This is a genomic window from Pseudomonas sp. NFX71 (genome assembly GCF_048079215.1).
Lineage (GTDB): Bacteria > Pseudomonadota > Gammaproteobacteria > Pseudomonadales > Pseudomonadaceae > Aquipseudomonas > Aquipseudomonas fluorescens_B.
Genome location: NZ_CP182230.1, coordinates 5,034,229 through 5,053,387, shown reverse-complemented (window position 1 = coordinate 5,053,387; position 19,159 = coordinate 5,034,229). Strand labels below are relative to the sequence as shown.

Sequence of the window (19,159 nt, the reverse complement as noted above, 5' to 3'; positions counted from 1 at the left end):
CTCCTGTCAGTCGAGTTTCTTGTTCACGTCCACCAGCAACGCTTCGATTTCCTTGCGGCGTCCGGCATCGGCGGTTTCCCGGCCCGGCCTTTGCTCCGCTTGCAGGGCTTTTTGCAGCGCGCTTCTGGCTTCGCCGTAGCGTTTTTGACGGTAGAGGTGATCACCCCAGAAGTACAGACTATCGATGCCGTTCGGGTTAAGTTGCAAGGCCTGTTTGAGTAGCTGCTCGGCCTTGTCCGAATCACCAAAACCGATGGGCCAGCCGGGAACGCGGTCATACAGGGCGCCAAGGCTGGTATAGGCCGAGCCTTGCAGCGCTTTGGGGTCCAGCGCCAGCGCTTTCTCCAGATCGACCTTCGCGTCCTTGACCTTGCTCAACGCACCCAATCCGCCTTGGGCTCCGGCCCAACTGCTGCTGACTATACCGGACCAGATCCAGGCTTCGGCCACCGATTGGCGCTCCCGGGTAAACGCAGCCGCCTGGCCCGCGAGCTTTTCAAACGCTGCGGTGCGTTGGTCGGCCGGCATTTCGTATTGAATGTGCGCCCAACTTTGCTGGATGCCGGTCAGGCGTTGCTGGTCAGCGGTGTCCAGCGCCCAGACGCTTTGGCTCAGGGCGGTGAGCAGCAGGCAAACGGTGAATTTTTTCATGGTTTGAGGTTCTCGTTATCGGGCTTCTGACTCAGGCGACGGATCAGCGGCAATTGCTTGCGCAAGCCTCGGTCCACCAAATTGGGCAGCAGGCTGTTCAGGCGCACGAAAAAGCGCTCCGGCCAGCCCAGGTACAAATCGCGACGGTCGCCGGCAATCGCGTGGATCACCGCCGAGGCGACCGTCTGGGGAGCATCGACATTGGATTTCAGAGCGTCATTCAAGGCCTGCGCCGCCGGGCTGTTCATGCTCGTGCGGGTGGCGCGTGGCGCGACGTAGAGAACGCCGACCCGGGTGTCCGCCAGTTCACGGCGCAGGGCTTCGGAAAAGCCGCGCAAGGCGAATTTGGTGGCGCAATAGCTGGCGTAGCCGGGGTAACCGATCGATCCATAGGTCGAACCGACGTTCACCACCATCGCGCTCTCGGCTTTCTTGAGCAGCGGCAACAGCAACTTGGTAAGGCAGATCGGCGCGCTGATGTTCACCGCCAGCATGGCGTGGATGTCGCTGTCCTCCAGTTGCTCAAGCATGGCGAAGTGGTTGACCCCGGCGGCGTTGATCAGCAGATTGATTCCGCCAATAGACTCCGCCGCGGTCAACACCTTGCGCCGGTCGGACAGAACGGTCAGGTCCGCGCCGATCCAGCACAAGTGCTGCGGATAGCGAGCCAGCAACGGTTCCAGGGATTCGCGATGCCGGGTCACCGCCAATACGTGTGCACCGCTGGCACACAGGGCAGACGCGATCGCCAGGCCAATGCCACCGCTGGCGCCGGTCAGCACCACGCGAGCTTCAGACAGGCGCATGCAGGTTCTCCCCGTCGCGCGGCAAACCACGGAACATATCGGTGTAGAGCGTGTACACCACTTTGGAGGCGTGGATCACGGCCGCCTGATCCGCCGGATCGTCGAGGGTGTTCATCAGCCGGCGATAGGTCTGCATGTGCTCGATGTCCAGGGAGCCATGGGAGCTGAGGTAGCTGAAGGCGCTCTCCGGCAAGCCCAGTCGCTCGCGAATGCTGCCGGCAGCGTGGGTGGCCAGGGCGATGCTGGTGCCTTCCAGTACGTTGACCATGCCGAACAGGCCGACCGGGTTGTCGCGAGCAATCAGGTCGTAGAGAAAGCTGACCATCAACTCAATCGGCATGGATGGACGACCGTCGCGCACCGCGTTCCTGTCGCCGCCGCAGGCTTCGATATCGTCCAATATCCATTGTTCGTGACCGTATTCGTCCTCGATGTACTCGCACACCGCTTTACGCAGCCATTCCAGGCGTGTCGGCAGACGGGCGCCGCAGGCCATCATCAACGGCACGGTGTGCCGCACGTGGTAATAGGCTTGCGCCAGGAACGCGCGATAGCTTTCCAGGCTGACCTTGCCCTCAAGCGCGTCGCGGATGATCGGCAGATTGAACAATGTATGGCGTTCTTGTTGCGTGGCTTCTTGCAGCGTGTCGAAAAAACTCATGATGCGGATACCTCGGAAAGTGCTGATTCAGTCAGTTGCGCCCGGTAACGCTCGACGATGGCGTCACGGCGTGGGCGGCCATTGGCGGTGAGCAGGCCATTGGCGGGAGTGAAGGGTTGATCAAGACGGGTCCAGTGATGGACCTGGGCGTAATCGGGCAAGGCTTCGTTGGCCTGTGCGACGGCAGCGGCCAGTTCTTCGTCCGTGCAATCCGGTCGATGGGGCCAGAGCAACGCATGGTTTCGCGGCATGGCTTCGCCGTACACGAAGGCCTGGGCGATATGGCGGCGCTGGGTCAATTCGGCCTCAACCCATTCCGGATTGACGTTACGTCCGAAACTGGTGACGAATTGATGTTTCTTGCGCCCTTTCAGGTAGAGAAAACCGTCAGGGTCGAATTCACCAAGATCCCCGGTCGGCCACCACTCATCGGTGTGCGGCGCCTCACCCAGGTAACCGAGCAGCGTCGCGCCCTTGACCAGCACCTCGCCATCCTGTGCCAGGCGAATCTCTACGTGGGGAAGTGGCTGGCCGACACTGCCGGGACGTCGGGCCTCGGGCCGATTGAGGCAGACCACCGAGGCACACTCCGACAGCCCGTAGCCTTCGTACACCGGCAGACCGATCCGTTGCGCACGGTGCAGTAATTCTTCGCTGACCCGTGCCCCACCCACCGCGGCAAAACGCAATGGATAAGGATTGAAGGCTTTTTGTTCGGCGGCGCTGACCAGCATCAACAGCAGTTGCGGCACCAGGATCAGGCTTTCGGGGGCACGTGTGGCCAGGCAACCGAGCAGGCGTGGCACATCCACACCGCTGGCGCCCTGAATGCCCAGGGTTTTCTGGCTCGGTACGCTCAAGGTGGCGCCGGCATACAGCGCGGCATAGCAGCCGAGGTTTTCCAGCAGGATCGCCAAGGGCAACAGGGCCAGGTGATGTTGCGGGTCAGCGGGTTTGCTCGCTTGATCCAGTTCGCGTGCGACCGTTAACAGGCTCTCGGCGCTGAGGCACACGCCTTTGGGTGTACCGGTGGTACCGGAGGTGAACGTCAGTTTGGCGGTCCCTTCCGGCATCCGGTTCGGGCCGTTGAAGGTGCGGCGCCAGAACTCGCCGTTTTTTTCGTACCCGGCGCTTTGCAGTTCGTCCGCCAGTTCCGGCTCGGCAATCACCAGCCCGGCCTGGCTCTGTTCCAGGCAATGGATGCGTTGAGCCGGGCTGAAAAAAGGGGGCAACGTCAGGCAGGTCAGGCCTTCGAACAGCGCGGCCAGGTCCCAGAGCATGGCGTCGACGCCATTGTCCAGCGCCAGGGCAACCACCTTGATGTTTTCATCGCGCAAGCGCTGCTGGCGGTACACCACTTCGGCATACAACGTGGCGTAATCCACTTTCAGGTGATCGCCCCACAAGGCGATGGCGTTGGACTTGCGCTCGGCATGGCTGCGCAGGGTTTGCTTGAACCGCTGCAGTTCAGGCGACATGGCTGGATTCCTCGATGGACAATGGCAACCCCAGGCGATTGAACATGCCAATGTTGCGCAAATGGATGAAGCCGGCGCGTATGTTGCCGACGTGCACCCAGGGTTTGCTCTCGTAGTAACTGCCCCAGCTGTGGCGGTCATCGCCCAGCCGCGAGGGATCGGCAGCGCAGAGGGTTACGGGCTTCAGGCCCAGGCGATGAAAGCTGTTCACCAGGCCGATATTGCCGGTGAACGCCACCCATTCCAGGCCGCCCAAAGCCAGCAGGTACGTGATGGCGATGATGCTCATTCGCGCACTGCCGGTGTCGTTGGCAGCCAGGTTGCCGACCTCGACGATGCCGCTGCGATCCACAGGGCGGTCGGCAGTGGCGCTGATCAGCGGCTCGATCGACTCGTCCAGATAACGTTCCAGAAACAACGATTCGTCGTTGGCCCGGCGCACACCGGCAACCGCGCAGAGCGTGCCTGTTGCATCGCTCATGCCGAACAGCTCGGGCATGAAGTGACGTATATCGGCGCCGTGTGCCTTACGAAAGCGTTGCTGAATGAAGGCTTCGAAGACTGGGCGCTCGAGGGTGTCAGGCAACGCTCTGGCCAGACTCATCGTCGGCGTTTCGGCGTGGCCGAAGCGCAGGGGTAGAGGAATATTCCATTCAAAATCGGGCATTGGAAGACGCCTCCCGGGTTAAGTGTGGGAGAAGTATCCAAGGCATTTCTTAACGGAATCTGAAGGTGGACTCATGTCAGTGCAAAAGCTGTCTTCAGATTGCCTTAAGACTGGGCAGGCAGAGTTCTCGCCACTCGATTCAGCAGCCAAACCCGTTGCTGGCTGCGTGAATGACTCGGCAGCCAGGACAAACCCGCAAGAGGCCCTATATGACAAGACACTCAGAACCACAGCGGTATGCAGCACTTTCAATCACCTTGCACTGGCTGATGCTCGGGCTGTTTGTCGGCGTCTATGCCTGTATCGAGCTCAAAGGCTTGCTCCCCCGCCAGCATCCATTGAGGAGCCCATTGCTGGGCACCCATGCATTGTTTGGACTGGCAATCTTCTCCTTGGTATGGGTCCGGTTACTCGCTCGTTTGCAAAAACGCCCGCCCATCTCGCCCCGCCCTCCGGCCTGGCAGACCGCGATGGCGCACCTGACCCATCTTGCGCTTTATGCACTGATGATCGCGACACCCCTGCTCGGCTGGCAAATGCTCAGTGCTGCCGGAAAACCGATACCGTATTTTGATTTCACACTGCCCTCGCCCATCGCAGTCGACCCCGATATGGCGAAGCAGTTGAAACACTGGCATGAGTGGGTAGGTACCGCCGGGTACTGGCTGATTGGCTTGCATGCTTGCGCAGGCGTTTTCCATCACTACTGGGTGCGTGACAACACCCTTACACGCATGCTGCCCAAACGCTTCCTGCCCTAGCGCCAATGCCTGGTCAATTGACCTTCGCAAGGCATCGTTTTACAACACCCCGGCCGTGAAAGCGGCCGGGGTTTTTCTATTCTCGCCACACCCTTTACCCGAGCCGGCTCAGGGAGCCAGTTCAACACTGTCGCGATATTCCGGCACCGAAACCGACCACCCCAGTTCAAGGCTGATACGTCGGCGCAGTACATCCGAGGCATTGGGTTCTCCGTGCACGACATAGGTGTGTCTGGGCGGCCGCTTGAACCCGCGCAGCCACTGCATGATTTCATCGGCGTCAGCATGCGCGGACAGGGTTTGTATCGGCACCACCTCGGCCCTGATCGGCACATCCTTGCCATGGATGCGCACCGAAGGAGCGCCCGCGACAATTTGCGCGCCACGGGTACCGCCGGCCTGGAAACCCGGCATCAGCAGCGTGTTGATCGGGTTGGGGGCCAGCGCCTTGAGGTGGTGGATCACCCGTCCCCCCGTGGCCATGCCACTGGCAGCGATAATCACCGCCGGCGTGCGCTGGCGATCCAGCTCGATCGAATCCTTGGTGCTGCGTACGAACTTGGCGATATGACACATGCCTTCGCATTCCTCGAGGGATAACCGGTGCTCGCTGCGAAAACGCTGATACAAACTGGTGACGTCCGTGGCCATCGGGCTGTTGAGATAGATCGGCACATCGGGAATCGCGTGTCGCTGTTTCAGCCGATACAGGTGGTACATCAGCAACTGGGCGCGGCCCACGGCGAACGATGGTACCAAGGTGATGCCATGGCGCAGCGCGGTGCGGGTGATGACTTCGGCCAATTGCGCCTCCGGCGGCTCGACGGGATGCTTGCGATCGCCGTAGGTCGACTCCACCAGCAAGTAATCAGCCTGCTCGACCGTTTCAGGCGCGAACATCAATGGATCATCTGGCCGCCCCAGATCGCCTGAGCACACCAGCGTGATGCCGTCGGCGATCACCTCCACCGTTGCCGCGCCCAATATATGCCCGGCACAACGAAACTGAATGCTCATGCCCGGGACAATGTTGACCCGGTGATGTAACTCCACGGGGTGTAACAGTTTCAGTGCCCGCTCGGCATCTTGCTCGGTATACAGCGGCAATGCCGGGTTGTGCCGGGAGAAACCATGCCGGTTGGCGAACTCGGCGGCCTCTTCCTGCAGGCGGCCACTGTCCAATAGCAGGATTCTCACCAGTTCACAGGTGGCGGGTGTGGCATACACCGGCCCGCGATAACCATTGCGCACCAATACAGGCAGGTAGCCGCTGTGATCCAGGTGGGCATGGGTCAGCACGATGGCGCCGAGGTCGCCAACCGGGAGCTGGAATGGGTCCCAGTTATGCAACCGAAGCTGTTTATAGCCCTGGAACAGGCCGCAATCGATCAGTACATGTTGGTCGCGATGTTCCAGCAGGTATTTGCTGCCGGTGACCGTGCCTGCCGCACCGAGAAATGTCATTCGCATGGCCGTCTCCATGAACATTCAGGGGAGCACCATTGATCGCTCTTCAGGGGTCAGGTGCAGTTGATTTTTATCAACGGCGAGCGTTACCGGTCGCTGAATCCGTCGAGCCTGGGCAAGGGTTTGACGATGGTCAAACTGCAGGGCGCCCGGTTCAGCACGCTCTCGGCGGTACTGCCGACGAACCTGTCGATGCCGTGTTGATAGACCGCGCCAAGCACCACCATGTCAAAGGCATTCTGCCGGGCGAACTGTGTAATGACTGTGTGCGGGATACCCGTCAGGAGATGTCGGTGTGTTGCTTGAATACCGTAACGATCGGCAAGCGCTTCAAAAGCCTCCTGCTGCGCATCGTTGACCGCGTCTCTCAAACTGTGAGCCAGCGTCACGGTCGGCACGCTTATCGCTGAATCGCCCACCACGGACCAACTGTTAACGCTCAGCAGGGACAAGGCGGCACCGCAGGATGCTGCCAGCGTCGAGCCCAGATCGAGCACCCGGTCGTTCAGCCCTTGAGTCATATCCTCCAGATGAGACAGATCGACTGTGCAAAGTATTTTGAGCGGTTTGGGATTCCTGGCCTCAGTCACCAGATGCAAGTGAGCCGGACAATCACGCAGCAACCGCCAGTCGAGGGGTTGGTGAAAAGCCCGGTCGAGTGCTGGCACATAATGGGTGTCCTTGATCACCAGGTCCGCATGGAAGTCATTTACGTACTCAAGCAGGTGCGCCGGGCTCGATTTCGCCCAGACCACCTCCGTGGTCACCTGCAACCCCCCGCACCGTTGAAACCTGGCTTGCTGCTCCAGCCAGTGTCGATGCACCTGCAAATAGCCCTCCCGTGCCTGGGCCATCGCATCATGGTCAAACAGCCCGGCTACCGCCAGCGCCTGGACATAGTCGAACGCAACGATGTGCAACAACGCACCGGTTGCACAGGCCAGTGCCTGCGCCCGCTCAAACGCCGGGGTGCGGGTCATTTCGGCGGGGGCAATCAACAGGATACGTTTGAGCTTCAACATCACATACCTCTTCGGCGCTTCCTGTCATCGCTACTCACTGGCGTGGCACCTTGCCGGCCATCCGGCTGGCACGCACATTCGCCTCATCGGCCGTGCGTTGCGCCTGACTGGCTATCTCGATAGCCAACTGTGCCTTCAGGTACGCCTCATCGGCCCGCAGCCGTGCAGTCGCGGCGTTATTTTCCGCGGACTCCAATCGTGCGTCGATTTCCTGGGTGTGCTGACTACTACAACCGGCCGCCGTTGCCAACAGAATGCTCAGCAATACAAAAGACACGCGCTTGTTCATGACTTTGCCTCGGTTTATCGCGACTGGAAACCTTCAGAGAACTGCCCCAAGTATCAGGCGCCATCGCCTGCGCACTCTGATTTTTGTCAACTAATGGCTCGCTGGCGATGAGTGAGGCACTCACTGAAGCCTTGTTGATTTAGCTCAATGTCTTTGCACCGCTCAGGCGTAAAAAAAACCAACCGGGCACGTGCGCCCCGTCAAACCTCATCAACAGAGGACACCGTCATGAACGACCTGAGCCTGCGTAAAACCATTTTGGAAGAACTTGAATTCAAGCCGGAAATAGACGCCGCGAGCATTGGCGTTGCCGTGGACAATGGCATCGTCACGCTCTCCGGTCACGTCAACAGCTATGCTCAGAAAGTCAGTGCAGAACGTGCGGTAAAAGGCATCAAAGGGGTACGCGCTGTTGCCGAAGAAATCCAGGTCAGGCTGGACAAAGGCGCCGGTACAGCGGACGACACCATCGCGAACCGTGCCTTGAACATCATCAGCTGGAGTGCCGACCTACCCGACGGTGACATTAAAGTCATCGTGCAGAATGGCTGGATCACCCTTGAGGGTGAAGTGGACTGGCAGTACCAGAAAGAAATCGTCGAGCGAGCCGTGCGCAAGTTATCCGGCGTGGTTGGCGTGGACAATCGTCTCACCCTCGTCCCCCGGGTGGATGTGGTCGATATCCAGCACCGCATTGAAGAAGCGCTCAAGCGCAACGCCGAAGTCGACGCCAAGGAGATTCACGTCAAGGTCGATGGGGATGTTGTGAGTCTGGAAGGCAACGTTCATTTGTGGCGCCAGCGTCGAATAGCCGAACGGGCGGCCTGGTCCGTGCCAGGCGTGAGGGAGGTGAACGATCATTTGCGTCTTGCCTGAGCCGATCACCCCGGGAACCTGCGATCTGCCCGTTTGCCTCCTTTCTGAGCGAAGGCCATGAAAAAGAACCACCAATGGAACTTGTCTTACTTCGCGATTGCGTTTGTCGTGCTCACCCTCGTGCAATTTCTGTTTGTCGAACGTCGTATTGTGCAGAGCATTCCATACAGTCAATTCCTGCAACTGCTGAACGAGCAAAAAGTCAGCGATTTGCGGATCGAGAAGGATCAGATCAGCGGCAAACTGCAGGATCCCATCGACGGGCACAACCTGTTTACGACGGTGCGCGTGGATCCGGCATTGGCAACCGACCTTGCTCACTCAGGAGTCGGGTTTACCGGGGTCAATGAAAACACCTTCCTGAGCGGTCTGCTGGGCTGGTTGCTGCCCTTTGTCCTGATCATGGTGATCTGGCATTTCCTGTTTCGCAGCATGGCGGAAAAACAAGGCATCGGTGGGCTGATGAGTATCGGTAAATCCCGGGCCAAGGTATTCGTCCAGCGCGATACCGGGGTGACCTTTGCCGATGTGGCGGGCATCGATGAAGCCAAAGCCGAACTGGTGGAAATCGTTTCGTTCCTCAAGGACAAAGCCAAATACGGGCGTCTGGGCGCGCACATTCCCAAGGGAACATTGCTGGTCGGCCCGCCGGGCACAGGCAAGACCCTGGTAGCCAAGGCCATCGCTGGTGAAGCCGGTGTGCCGTTTTTCTCGATCTCGGGGTCGGAATTTGTCGAAATGTTCGTCGGGGTCGGTGCCGCCCGCGTGCACGATTTGTTCGAGCAAGCGCGGCAGGCGGCGCCCTGCATCATCTTCATCGATGAACTGGATGCACTGGGCAAAATGCGCGGCGTCGGCGCGTTTGGCGGCAATGATGAAAAAGAACAGACCCTCAACCAGTTATTGGCAGAACTGGACGGATTCGATCCCCGTGAAGGCGTGGTATTGCTGGCCGCAACCAACCGTCCGGAGGTGCTCGACCCGGCGCTACTGAGAGCCGGGCGAATCGACCGGCAGATTCTGGTCGATCGTCCCGACCGCAAAGGCCGGCAGGCGATCCTCAAGGTCCATCTCCAGAAAATCAAAATCGAGCCCGACCTCGATGGCGAGCGTATCGCCGACATCACCACCGGCTTCACCGGTGCAGACCTGGCCAACCTGGTCAACGAAGCCGCCATCGTGGCCACTCGTCGTGGCGCCGAAGCCGTCAGCCTCAACGATTTCACGGCCGCCGTGGAGCGCATCGTTGCGGGGGTTGAACGCAAGAGCAGCCTGCTGCGCCCTGACGAGCGTCAGGTGGTGGCCTATCACGAGATGGGGCATGCCCTGGCCGCCAGCAGCCTGCCTGCCATGGACCCCGTCCACAAAGTCTCGATTGTGCCCCGCGCCATTGGCTCGCTGGGCTATACGCTGCAGCGACCGACCGAAGATCACTTCCTCATCAGTTGCCAGATGCTCAAGGACCGGATTGTCGTGCTGATGGCCGGGCGCGCTGCCGAACACCTCGCCTATGGCCAAATTTCCACCGGGGCCGCCGATGACCTGGCCCGCGCCACGGATATCGCCCGACAATTGATCACACGCTTTGGCATGAGTAGCGAGCTCGGCCAATCGGTACTGGAGCGACAAAACGCGACGTACCTGGGTGAACAGTTGCGAGGTGTTGGCGAGAAAGACTATTCGGAACAAACGGCCAGGGAAATCGATCTGGGCATTCGTGCCCTGCTGGATGAAGCCTATGGGCGGGCCAAAGCCTTGCTCAACAGTCGTCGAGCCGATCTGGACGCCGGCGCGCATCTGCTGCTGGAAAAGGAGACACTGACGCCCGAAGAGTTTCCAGCGCTGATGCCGGTCAAACCCGCCCCGCAACTCGCCCGTCTGAACGTGACATCACCCTGAGGCCCCGGTCTTGTCGACACCGCTTATTGCGGACCGCCATGCATCCGCTATCGCCGGAGGTTCACCATGCTGGCCGTCACGTTGATCAATACACTGGTGGTCATCGTCGTCGTGGTGATCCACTACGAATGCCTGCTGCGCCTGAACGATTGGCTGCCGCGGCTGAAACTGTGGAGCCGTTTCAGGATTGTCGTCGGAGTATTCGGAGCGCTGGTAGCCCATGCGCTTGAAGTCTGGTGCTTCGCACTGGTCTATTACCTGATGGTGCGCTCCGGCGATTGGGGCAGCCTGACCGGTAATTTCGATGGTTCGCTGATGGACTGTGTGTACTTTTCCTTTACCACCTACACGACCATCGGCTTCGGCGACATTTCACCGGTGGGCAATCTCAAGTACCTGACCGGCCTGCAGGCACTGACCGGCCTGGTACTCATTACCTGGACCGCGTCCTTTCTGTTTCTGGAAATGCAGAAATACTGGAAGCGTAAATGAGCCCCCCCTTTACCACTGCTCGCAGCCCGCTATACCGCCAGAATGCAGCAAGGCACCTGATACAGAATGTGTTCGGTCGTACTGCCCAACAGCTTGTTCACTCCGCGTGACTGGACTTTTCCCATCACGATGACATCGACATTCTGCTCATTGGCGAACTCGCTCAGGGCCGAAACGGGGTGTCCCATAATGAAATGTCGATGATCGGCGGATACGCCATACCGGCTCGCCAGCTTGAGGAAGTTTTTTTCCAGGTCTTTGCGTAAGGCCTTGGTGAGGTCAGCCAAGGTCAGGCCGTCCATGTCCGCCAGAAAACCGGCCGAGATATCGCAGGCGTACAGCAAATGCAATTCAGCCCCACACTGCATGGCCAGACCCGTCGCTTGCTGAATAATCCGCTCGTTGAGTTCGTTGTCGGGAGACTCGGTCTCCGACACTTCGACCGCCGCCACAATCTTGCGCGGCAAGCCGAAGCCACTGCCGCCCACGAGATATACCGGTATCGGGCAGTGCCGCAGCAGGTACCAGTCAAGCGGGGTGAAAAAGGCACGTTTAAGCACTGATTCATGCTGGACTTCCTTGATCAGCAGGTCGGGCTGCATTTCCATGACATGAGCGAGGATGTCCTGCTCCATGTCATCGGCCCAGGCCACTTCGGTGGTGACTTCGAGCCCACGGCCACGCAGATTGCTTGCCTGAGCCTTGAGCCAGTCGCGGTGTTCCTGCAGGTAGCTCTCCCGCGCCTGTTCCCGATTTCCCTGTTCAAGAAACGACAGGCGATCCAGCGATTTCAGGAGCGCCGCGATATGCAAACTTGCGCCGCTGGCCTTGGCCAGCGCAGCCGCATGATTGATCGCGGGGGACTGGCGCAAGGCCGGGTTGATGATGAGTAATAACTTTTGATACTGGCTCATGATCTACCTCTACTCAGGTGAGTGTTCGGTTGCAGCGGCTGCCTGGGGCGCCGGATTCAGTGACCTGCCATGGGCGTCCATTGCCAGTTCAGCACCTCGGGCATGTCCAGCCCGTGCTCGATGAGATAGAGCTTGTGTTTTTCCATGGTGGACCAGTAGCGCGATTGCGCGGTTTGCACGTGATCGTGCAGCCGGGGCACCCGCTCGATGACGTCCAGCGCCAACCGATAACGATCCAGATTGTTGATCACCGCCATGTCGAACGGTGTCGTGGTCGCGCCCTCCTCCTTGAAACCGCGCACGTGGAAATTCTCATGACTGGTGCGCTTGTACAGCAGCCGGTGGATGAGCGCCGGGTAGCCGTGAAAGGCAAAAATCACCGGTTTGTCCACTGTAAACAACTCATCGAACGCGCTGTCCGATAAACCGTGGGGGTGCTGATACGACGGCTGCAATACCATCAAATCCACGACGTTGATCACCCTCACCCGCACATTCGGTACGTACTCGCGTAACAAGGTCACCGCCGCCAGGGTTTCCAGGGTTGGCACGTCACCGGCGCAGGCCATCACCACATCCGGATCACCCTCCTCGCAACACGCCCAGTCCCATCGACCGATACCCGCCTGGCAATGCCGGATGGCTGCATCGATATCCAGCCACTGCCATTCCGGTTGCTTGCCGGCGACGATGACGTTGATGTAATCGCGGCTTCTCAGGCAGTGGTCGGCCACCGACAGCAGGCAATTGGCATCGGGGGGTAGATAGATCCGCACCACGTCCGACTTTTTGTTGGCCACCAAGTCGATGAACCCCGGGTCCTGGTGGGAGAAACCGTTGTGGTCCTGGCGCCAGACGTGGGATGTCAGCAAGTAATTGAGCGAAGCAACGGGTTTACGCCACGGTACCTCGGCAGCGGTTTTCAGCCATTTGGCGTGTTGATTGACCATGGAGTCGACGATATGGATGAACGCCTCATAACAGGACAGCAAACCATGGCGTCCGGTCAGCAAATAGCCTTCCAGCCAGCCTTCGCACACCTGTTCACTGAGGATTTCCATGACCCGACCGTCGGCCGCCAGGTTCACATCGTCTGGCTCCAGCGGCTCCATCCATGCTTTGGCGCTGACCTCGTAGACCGCATCCAGTCGATTCGACGCCGTTTCATCGGGTCCGAACAGACGGAAGTTTTTCGATAGCAGACTGTTTTTCATTACATCGCGCAAAAACGTGCCCAGCACCCGCGTGGCCTCTGCTCGCAGGCTGCCAGGAACCTCGAGTTTCACCGCATAGTCGATGAACGGGGGCAGGTCCAGCGCCCGCAACAGCTCGCCACCGTTGGCATGGGGATTGGCACTCATGCGCCGGTGCCCGGTCGGTGCCAGTGCAGCAATTTCGGGCAGTAAGGCACCATTGGCATCAAACAGCTCATCGGGACGGTAACTGTTGAGCCACTCCTCCAGTTGGCGCAGATGAATCGCCTGCTGAAAATCGGCCAGGGGCACCTGATGCGCGCGCCAGGTGCCTTCAACGCGGTGGCCATCGACGAATTTCGGGCCGGTCCAGCCTTTGGGCGTGCGCAACACCAGCATGGGCCACAGCGGCCGTTCCGGCGCTGCGGACTGCCGAGGCTGACGCGCTTCGCGCTGAATCTCGCGGATTTTCAGCACGATCGTATCCAGCGTCCGGGCCAGGGCCTGATGCACGTGCGCCGGATCATCGCCTTCAACGAAATACGGATCGTAGCCATAGCCATACATCAAGGCCGACAGCTCATCCTCACTGATTCTGGCCAGCACCGTGGGATTGGCAATTTTGTAGCCGTTGAGGTGCAGGATCGGCAACACCGCTCCGTCACGCGCGGGGTTGAGGAACTTGTTGGAGTGCCAACTGGCCGCCAGCGTACCGGTTTCTGCCTCACCATCACCAATCACACAAGCGACGATCAAGTCAGGGTTATCAAACGCGGCACCATAGGCATGGGCCAGGCTATAGCCCAGTTCGCCGCCTTCATGGATCGACCCCGGAATCTGCGCCGAGACATGGCTGGATATGCCGTAAGGCCATGAAAACTGCCGAAACAAGCGAACCAGACCGTTGGCATTGCACTCCACCGAAGGATAAAACTCGGTATACGTCCCTTCCAGATAAGTCTGTGCCACAACCGCCGGCCCACCATGACCGGGGCCGGCAACGAAGAGCATGTTCAGGTCGTACTGTTTGATCAACCGATTGAGGTGGGTGTAGATCAGGTTCAGCCCCGGCGTCGTGCCCCAATGGCCCAGCAGCCGGGGTTTGACATGTGCCAGGGTCAGGGGCACCTTCAGCAAAGGGTTGTCTTTGAGGTAGATCTGCCCGACAGCCAGATAATTGGAGGCCCGCCAATAGGCATCCAGCCCTTCCAGTTGCTCGTCACTCAGAAAATCGCTCATGAAGTTCTCCGCCAACGGCCCGGCCTACCCATCGCCATTCATGAATTCTGGGTGCCTGAAACGCTCAAGACTTGATTTACATCAATTCTCATCGCCGACGATCAAGCTCAATGGCGTGGGAACGCTCTGAACATTGGCACGCAGGACGATTCCTCCCCGTTCGTCGATTACCTCGTCGAACACCCCAATGAGGTTCGCGCTCGAAGACTCACCATCTATGCTTAGAAAACTCCTAGATGGCGTCTCCCCTCATGCCTGAAACTCGCCCACTTCAAGTTCATTACCTAAAAGCCGCCTGTTCCAACTGCAGCGTATTGGAGTTGTGCCTGCCGATTGGCTTGAGCGGCGCGGAAGTCGAGCGACTGGATACGCTGATCGTGCAGCGCTTCAAGGTTAAAAAGGGTGCCGCGTTGTACCGCACGGGTGATCCACTGCGTTCGCTTTACGCAGTTCGTATCGGCTCGTTCAAGACCAGCGTGTTATCCGTCGATGGTCGTGAACAGGTCACGGGGTTTCACATACCCGGCGAGATGCTCGGTCTGGACGCCATCAGCGCCGATGAGCACGCCTGCAATGCGTTTGCCCTCGAGGACAGCGAAGTCTGCCCCATCCACTTCGCGCAACTGGAGAAGCTCGCCCACAACCTGCCGTCGCTGCAGCACAACCTCAACCGGCTCCTGAGCCGTGAAATCGTGCGTGATCACAGCATGTTGATGCTGATGGGCAATATGAACTCGGATGAGCGGCTGGCGGCTTTTCTGCTGAACCTGTCGCAACGTTTCAGTATCCGTGGCTATTCCTCCAGGGACTTCGTGCTGAAAATGCGACGCGAAGAAATCGGCTCCTACCTGGGGCTGCGGCTGGAAACCATCTGCCGGGGCATTGCGCACCTGCGGGATCAGGGGCTGGTAGAAATATCAGGCCGCGACGTCAAAATCCAGAACATGGAAGGGCTCAAGCAGCTGGTCGCAGGCTGTCATCGTTCCCCTCGCTAACACCTGCACGTCTGGAGAATCGTCATGCGTGCCATGGTTCTGCATGTTCCCGGCCAGCCGCTGCAACGGGAAGAGCGCCCTGTCCCGACACCTGGCGCACACCAACTATTAATCGAAGTCCTGGCTTGTGGCGTATGCCGCACCGACCTGCACCTGGTGGACGGCGAGTTGCCACAAGCGGTGCTGCCGCGAGTGCCGGGGCATGAAATCGTCGGCGAAGTCACGGCGGTAGGCGCTGACGTCGACCCCGCCTGGATTGGCCAGCGAGTGGGCGTTCCCTGGCTGGGCTGGACGTGCGGTGAATGCGGGTTTTGCCGCTCGGGCCGGGAGAATCTTTGCGATCAGGCGCAGTTCACCGGTTGTCACCTGGACGGTGGCTATGCGGAATACACCGTAGCCGACCCACGTTTCTGTTTTCACATTCCGCCGGCACTGTCGGACCTACAAGCGGCGCCGCTGTTGTGTGCCGGGCTGATCGGCTTCAGGGCCTTGCAAATGGTCAAGGATGCACGCCACCTCGGGCTCTATGGTTTCGGCGCTGCCGCTCATTTGGCCATTCAGGTGGCGCAGGGCCGGGGCCAGCAGGTGTACGCCTTCACCCGACCGGACGACCTGGCAAGCCAGACCTATGCACGCACACTGGGCGCCACATGGGCCGGTCCTTCGGATCAATCGCCGCCGCATCTGCTCGACGCCAGCCTGATTTTCGCCCCCGTCGGCGCGCTGGTACCGGCGGCGCTGGCGGTGACTGCCAAGGGCGGCTGTGTGGTATGCGCCGGTATTCACATGAGTGACATTCCGGCGTTTCCCTATCGGCTGCTGTGGGGCGAGCGCAGCGTCCGCTCGGTGGCCAACCTGACGCGAGAAGACGGCACCGCGTTTTTCGCGGAGCTGCAACACACGCCCGTGCAATGCGACGTCACCCGGTTCGCCCTCGACGACGCCAATGAGGCCCTGGCCTGTTTAAGAGCGGGTCAGTTCAACGGTGCCATCGTCCTCACGCCTTGACGCCCTGCCCCACGGCCAGAATGCTCCCTGGCACCGAGTACAGCGCCCGCTCGGTGTTACTGCCGATCATTCGGTCGATGCCCACCCGGTGCACAGTCCCCATCACCACCACATCCACCAGGAATTGCTCGACGAATTCGCTGATCACCGGCACCGGCAACCCCATGACGAAATGCCGACGCTCGGGTGGCACACCGTAGCGATCCGCCAGGGTGACAAAGGCCCGGTGCAACGACTCACGCAGCTCTTCGATATAGTCCACGCCCCAGCCACCGCCCGCCAGCGGCGTGTCGCCATTGAAGGCTGACGACAAGTCATAGGCGTAAAGCAGGTGCAGCGGCGCGTCACATTGCAGGGCTAACGCGTTGGCGGCCTGGATGATGCTGTCATTGAGGCCGCTGATCTGGGTTGAGGGATCGAACGGGTCCACCGCCGCCACGATGCGGTGCGGCAAGCTGTAGCGTGCCTGGTTGACCAGATGAACCGGAACCGGGCATTCGCGCAGCAAGTGGCAATCGAGCGGGGTAATGAACACCCGCTTGAGCAGCGGTTCAAGGGTCACGTCCTTGATCAGCAAGTCGGGTTTGAGGTCTTCGACGGTCTTGAGGATGTCCAGCAGCGGATGGGTGGTGAACACCACTTCGACGGTCACCTCCAGCCCCGCGTCATTGAGCCGGTCCATCTCGTCGGCCGCCCAGCGACGATAGCGGCGCAAATAGCCCTGATACCTCGCGTCATCGACTTTCTCTTCCCACAAATGCACCACCGGCGCCGGTTCGACATAGGCTCGCACGGCCAAGGCCGCCCCGCTTTCCTTGGCCAGGGCGACAGCACGTAACAGCGCCGGGGATTGATGCAAGGTTTGGTCGGCGATCAGCAACAATCGTTGATATTGACCCATCACACACCTCGATTCGACACCGGCTCGCAAGGGCCGGCAGGTATCCCAGACTGCACCCGCTGCCCCCTGCCCCAGGTTGATTTACGTCAACCAGGTACAAATGAATGCGCTTGATCACGAGTCTCTGATCCAGATCAGATTCAAGCGCCGACAGCGGCGTAGAAAGGAACGAACGGTGCGGTTCATCACCGCGCGCCCCTTTTCAAACCCGTTGGAGGACGACCCCATGCTCACCGTCAAAGACCACAATGACCGGGCGGCGGCTGCCTATGCTGCAGTCACCGGAAGGTACTGGATCGAAGAACTCAAGGATGGCCGCCACGTATTGATCCGGCCGCTGGCGGAAAAAGACCGCGAGCGCGAATACGACTTTATCAAACGGCTCTCTCCCGAGTCTCGCCACATGCGTTTTCTGGCGCAGATCAACGAGCCCACCGGCGCTTTGCTCGATCAGTTGATGGATACCGACAACGACAAACGCCTGGCCTTTATCGCCCTGGTCCATGACAACGGCAAACTGGTCGAGATCGGCGTCAGCCGGTATGCCGCCACCGGCGGACTTGAATGTGAATGCGCCGTGACGGTCGCAGATGAATGGATGCACCTGGGCCTGGGTACACTCCTGATGGAGCATTTGATCAAAGCCGCGCGCCAGAACGGTTTTCGCCAGATGTATTCAGTGGACGCCTCCAGCAATACGCCGATGCGCGACCTGGCCAAAGCCCTGGGCTTCGAAACACACAATGACCCCGATGACAGCCGCCAGGTCATTCATCGTCTTTCCCTGTAAACCCTCGCCCCGCGATGTTACGGCCAACGTTTCATCGCGGGGCGATCCATTCTCAGGACTGCAGCATCCGGCCCGGCTTGATCGCCAACACACTGCACGGCGCCCGCTGTAACAGTTGCTCGGCCGTGGTTCCCAATAGTTTGTTAAGTCCCTTGTGTTGCACCGTCCCCATCACGATGACATCGGTGTGATGGTCGGCGGCGAACTCACAAATACTGTTCACCGGGATTCCCTCGATGAAGTGCCGACATTCCGGTGGTACGCCATGGCGTTCGGCCAATGCCGCAAACGCTTCGTGCTGCGCCGAGCCCAGGGTTTCATAGATGCCGACGGCCAATGGCAGCGCCCCAAAACCAATGTCCTGGGCATACACGGCGGTCCAGTCGTAGGCGTGCAACAGCTCCAGGCGGGCATCACACACCTCGGCCAGTTTGGTGGCGGCATCAATGATCTGGTCGTTGAACACCAGGTCCTGGTCTTCGCTGCGCAGCACATCGACGATGGCCAATACGCTGTGCGGGCGCGGATTGAGGGCGTTGGTCACCAGATGCACAGGTACCGGGCAATCGCGCAACAGTTGCCAATCCAGCGGCGTGAAAAACACACGCTTGAGCGCCGACTCTTCCTGCGCATCCTTGATGATCAGTGCCAACGGCATCTCGTTGACGAATTGCATGATTTCCTCATACGGGTGCTGCACCCACACCACTTCGCTGGTGACTTCCACACCGTGCCTGCTCATCAACCCGGCCTGTTCCGTGAGCCACTGCCGGTGGGTCTGCAGATAGCCGTCACGTGCACGGTTCATTTGTTCGGGCGCAAACAGGCCAGCCACCGCCAGTGCCTGCGAGTAGTCAAATGCCACGATGTGCAACGGCATTTGCATCGCCCGCGCCAACGCCGCGGCCCGGTCGAACGCCGGTGTACGGGTCATGGCTGAGGGAGCTATTAACAATAAACGCTGAGTCTGCGACATTGGACACCTCGGCATACGGCCTTCTGGATTGCGTAGGCATACAGATTGAGCGGTCCCGATTCAGTCAACTTGAT

Annotated in this window: 19 protein-coding genes; 7 read left to right on the top strand and 12 right to left on the bottom strand. The window is 59.7% G+C overall.

Annotation, left to right across the window (positions count from 1 at the left end; all coding sequences use genetic code 11):
• Positions 1 to 6 precede the first annotated feature (6 nt).
• From ACM1ZW_RS23610 to ACM1ZW_RS23590, 5 genes are read right to left on the bottom strand one after another with little or no spacing between them, the layout of a single operon-like run.
• Complete coding sequence (locus ACM1ZW_RS23610; RefSeq protein WP_416739473.1) at positions 7 to 651, bottom strand: tetratricopeptide repeat protein; 645 nt, start codon at positions 649 to 651, stop codon at positions 7 to 9.
• Positions 648 to 1,457 carry an SDR family oxidoreductase gene (locus tag ACM1ZW_RS23605; protein ID WP_017338583.1) on the bottom strand — a complete coding sequence of 270 codons (810 nt, stop codon included), beginning with the start codon at positions 1,455 to 1,457 and terminating at the stop codon, positions 648 to 650. The genes ACM1ZW_RS23610 and ACM1ZW_RS23605 overlap by 4 nt, the downstream gene beginning before the upstream one ends.
• Positions 1,444 to 2,118, bottom strand: coding sequence for a TenA family transcriptional regulator (locus tag ACM1ZW_RS23600; RefSeq protein ID WP_017338582.1), 675 nt, complete (start codon positions 2,116 to 2,118; stop codon positions 1,444 to 1,446). The genes ACM1ZW_RS23605 and ACM1ZW_RS23600 overlap by 14 nt, the downstream gene beginning before the upstream one ends.
• Positions 2,115 to 3,596, bottom strand: a complete 1,482-nt coding sequence (locus ACM1ZW_RS23595; protein ID WP_414879700.1) for an AMP-binding protein — start codon at positions 3,594 to 3,596, stop codon at positions 2,115 to 2,117. The genes ACM1ZW_RS23600 and ACM1ZW_RS23595 overlap by 4 nt, the downstream gene beginning before the upstream one ends.
• Complete coding sequence (locus ACM1ZW_RS23590) at positions 3,586 to 4,263, bottom strand: thermostable hemolysin (protein ID WP_416739472.1); 678 nt, start codon at positions 4,261 to 4,263, stop codon at positions 3,586 to 3,588. Before ACM1ZW_RS23590 ends, ACM1ZW_RS23595 begins: the two co-directional genes overlap by 11 nt.
• A gap of 209 nt (positions 4,264 to 4,472) precedes the next feature.
• Here ACM1ZW_RS23590 and ACM1ZW_RS23585 point away from each other — a divergent pair, with 209 nt between their 5' ends.
• Complete coding sequence (locus ACM1ZW_RS23585) at positions 4,473 to 5,024, top strand: cytochrome b (RefSeq protein ID WP_416739471.1); 552 nt, start codon at positions 4,473 to 4,475, stop codon at positions 5,022 to 5,024.
• A gap of 108 nt (positions 5,025 to 5,132) precedes the next feature.
• On the opposite strand, the gene ACM1ZW_RS23580 is transcribed toward ACM1ZW_RS23585, so the two are convergent.
• The 3 genes from ACM1ZW_RS23580 to ACM1ZW_RS23570 all read right to left on the bottom strand — a co-directional run bounded on the left by ACM1ZW_RS23580 (position 5,133) and on the right by ACM1ZW_RS23570 (position 7,802).
• On the bottom strand, positions 5,133 to 6,494 hold the full coding sequence (locus tag ACM1ZW_RS23580) for an MBL fold metallo-hydrolase RNA specificity domain-containing protein (RefSeq protein WP_414879701.1): 1,362 nt from the start codon (positions 6,492 to 6,494) through the stop codon (positions 5,133 to 5,135).
• 83 nt (positions 6,495 to 6,577) lie between these two features.
• The gene (locus tag ACM1ZW_RS23575) at positions 6,578 to 7,513 is read right to left on the bottom strand and encodes a universal stress protein (protein ID WP_416739470.1); all 936 of its coding nucleotides are present in this window, start codon (positions 7,511 to 7,513) and stop codon (positions 6,578 to 6,580) included.
• 34 nt (positions 7,514 to 7,547) lie between these two features.
• A complete protein-coding gene (locus tag ACM1ZW_RS23570; protein WP_017338576.1) occupies positions 7,548 to 7,802 on the bottom strand; it encodes an Lpp/OprI family alanine-zipper lipoprotein in 255 nt (84 codons plus the stop codon).
• A 228-nt stretch (positions 7,803 to 8,030) separates the two neighbouring features.
• Between ACM1ZW_RS23570 and ACM1ZW_RS23565 the strand changes: the two genes are divergently transcribed.
• The 3 genes from ACM1ZW_RS23565 (at position 8,031) to ACM1ZW_RS23555 (ending at position 11,069) form a co-directional block, all read left to right on the top strand.
• A complete protein-coding gene (locus ACM1ZW_RS23565) occupies positions 8,031 to 8,678 on the top strand; it encodes a BON domain-containing protein (protein WP_017338575.1) in 648 nt (215 codons plus the stop codon).
• Positions 8,679 to 8,735: 57 nt separating this feature from the next.
• Positions 8,736 to 10,577, top strand: coding sequence for an ATP-dependent zinc metalloprotease FtsH (gene ftsH / locus ACM1ZW_RS23560; protein WP_416739469.1), 1,842 nt, complete (start codon positions 8,736 to 8,738; stop codon positions 10,575 to 10,577).
• A 66-nt stretch (positions 10,578 to 10,643) separates the two neighbouring features.
• Entirely contained in the window at positions 10,644 to 11,069 is a 426-nt protein-coding gene (locus ACM1ZW_RS23555) for a potassium channel family protein (RefSeq protein ID WP_017338573.1), read from the top strand.
• Between the two features lie 29 nt (positions 11,070 to 11,098).
• Here ACM1ZW_RS23555 and ACM1ZW_RS23550 read toward each other — a convergent pair whose 3' ends face one another.
• Together ACM1ZW_RS23550 and ACM1ZW_RS23545 are read right to left on the bottom strand one after the other, a co-directional pair.
• The gene (locus tag ACM1ZW_RS23550; RefSeq protein ID WP_017338572.1) at positions 11,099 to 11,983 is read right to left on the bottom strand and encodes a universal stress protein; all 885 of its coding nucleotides are present in this window, start codon (positions 11,981 to 11,983) and stop codon (positions 11,099 to 11,101) included.
• A gap of 56 nt (positions 11,984 to 12,039) precedes the next feature.
• Complete coding sequence (locus ACM1ZW_RS23545) at positions 12,040 to 14,415, bottom strand: phosphoketolase (protein ID WP_416739468.1); 2,376 nt, start codon at positions 14,413 to 14,415, stop codon at positions 12,040 to 12,042.
• 251 nt (positions 14,416 to 14,666) lie between these two features.
• Between ACM1ZW_RS23545 and fnr the strand changes: the two genes are divergently transcribed.
• Positions 14,667 to 15,410 (top strand): fumarate/nitrate reduction transcriptional regulator Fnr, encoded by a 744-nt coding sequence (fnr, locus tag ACM1ZW_RS23540; protein ID WP_017338570.1) that lies wholly within the window; start codon positions 14,667 to 14,669, stop codon positions 15,408 to 15,410.
• A gap of 24 nt (positions 15,411 to 15,434) precedes the next feature.
• Positions 15,435 to 16,418, top strand: a complete 984-nt coding sequence (locus ACM1ZW_RS23535) for a zinc-dependent alcohol dehydrogenase family protein (RefSeq protein ID WP_416739467.1) — start codon at positions 15,435 to 15,437, stop codon at positions 16,416 to 16,418.
• Here ACM1ZW_RS23535 and ACM1ZW_RS23530 read toward each other — a convergent pair.
• On the bottom strand, positions 16,408 to 17,319 hold the full coding sequence (locus tag ACM1ZW_RS23530) for a universal stress protein (protein ID WP_017338568.1): 912 nt from the start codon (positions 17,317 to 17,319) through the stop codon (positions 16,408 to 16,410). The genes ACM1ZW_RS23535 and ACM1ZW_RS23530 overlap by 11 nt on opposite strands.
• A 226-nt stretch (positions 17,320 to 17,545) precedes the next feature.
• On the opposite strand from ACM1ZW_RS23530, the gene ACM1ZW_RS23525 reads away from it, so the two are divergent.
• Positions 17,546 to 18,109, top strand: a complete 564-nt coding sequence (locus tag ACM1ZW_RS23525) for a GNAT family N-acetyltransferase (RefSeq protein ID WP_031318866.1) — start codon at positions 17,546 to 17,548, stop codon at positions 18,107 to 18,109.
• 52 nt (positions 18,110 to 18,161) lie between these two features.
• Here ACM1ZW_RS23525 and ACM1ZW_RS23520 read toward each other — a convergent pair whose 3' ends face one another.
• Entirely contained in the window at positions 18,162 to 19,085 is a 924-nt protein-coding gene (locus tag ACM1ZW_RS23520) for a universal stress protein (protein WP_017338566.1), read from the bottom strand.
• Positions 19,086 to 19,159: the final 74 nt, after the last annotated feature.

Excerpts from the sequence above, each read along its gene's own strand:
- ACM1ZW_RS23605 (WP_017338583.1), bottom strand. The coding sequence starts at position 1,457 with ATGCGCCTGTCTGAAGCTCGCGTGGTGCTGACCGGCGCCAGCGGTGGC.
- ACM1ZW_RS23600 (WP_017338582.1), bottom strand. The coding sequence starts at position 2,118 with ATGAGTTTTTTCGACACGCTGCAAGAAGCCACGCAACAAGAACGCCAT.
- ACM1ZW_RS23530 (WP_017338568.1), bottom strand. The coding sequence starts at position 17,319 with ATGGGTCAATATCAACGATTGTTGCTGATCGCCGACCAAACCTTGCAT.
- ACM1ZW_RS23610 (WP_416739473.1), bottom strand. The coding sequence starts at position 651 with ATGAAAAAATTCACCGTTTGCCTGCTGCTCACCGCCCTGAGCCAAAGC.
- ACM1ZW_RS23580 (WP_414879701.1), bottom strand. The coding sequence starts at position 6,494 with ATGCGAATGACATTTCTCGGTGCGGCAGGCACGGTCACCGGCAGCAAA.
- ftsH (WP_416739469.1), top strand. The coding sequence starts at position 8,736 with ATGAAAAAGAACCACCAATGGAACTTGTCTTACTTCGCGATTGCGTTT.
- ACM1ZW_RS23535 (WP_416739467.1), top strand. The coding sequence starts at position 15,435 with ATGCGTGCCATGGTTCTGCATGTTCCCGGCCAGCCGCTGCAACGGGAA.
- ACM1ZW_RS23570 (WP_017338576.1), bottom strand. The coding sequence starts at position 7,802 with ATGAACAAGCGCGTGTCTTTTGTATTGCTGAGCATTCTGTTGGCAACG.
- ACM1ZW_RS23550 (WP_017338572.1), bottom strand. The coding sequence starts at position 11,983 with ATGAGCCAGTATCAAAAGTTATTACTCATCATCAACCCGGCCTTGCGC.
- ACM1ZW_RS23545 (WP_416739468.1), bottom strand. The coding sequence starts at position 14,415 with ATGAGCGATTTTCTGAGTGACGAGCAACTGGAAGGGCTGGATGCCTAT.
- fnr (WP_017338570.1), top strand. The coding sequence starts at position 14,667 with ATGCCTGAAACTCGCCCACTTCAAGTTCATTACCTAAAAGCCGCCTGT.
- ACM1ZW_RS23520 (WP_017338566.1), bottom strand. The coding sequence starts at position 19,085 with ATGTCGCAGACTCAGCGTTTATTGTTAATAGCTCCCTCAGCCATGACC.
- ACM1ZW_RS23565 (WP_017338575.1), top strand. The coding sequence starts at position 8,031 with ATGAACGACCTGAGCCTGCGTAAAACCATTTTGGAAGAACTTGAATTC.
- ACM1ZW_RS23525 (WP_031318866.1), top strand. The coding sequence starts at position 17,546 with ATGCTCACCGTCAAAGACCACAATGACCGGGCGGCGGCTGCCTATGCT.
- ACM1ZW_RS23585 (WP_416739471.1), top strand. The coding sequence starts at position 4,473 with ATGACAAGACACTCAGAACCACAGCGGTATGCAGCACTTTCAATCACC.
- ACM1ZW_RS23595 (WP_414879700.1), bottom strand. The coding sequence starts at position 3,596 with ATGTCGCCTGAACTGCAGCGGTTCAAGCAAACCCTGCGCAGCCATGCC.
- ACM1ZW_RS23590 (WP_416739472.1), bottom strand. The coding sequence starts at position 4,263 with ATGCCCGATTTTGAATGGAATATTCCTCTACCCCTGCGCTTCGGCCAC.
- ACM1ZW_RS23555 (WP_017338573.1), top strand. The coding sequence starts at position 10,644 with ATGCTGGCCGTCACGTTGATCAATACACTGGTGGTCATCGTCGTCGTG.
- ACM1ZW_RS23575 (WP_416739470.1), bottom strand. The coding sequence starts at position 7,513 with ATGTTGAAGCTCAAACGTATCCTGTTGATTGCCCCCGCCGAAATGACC.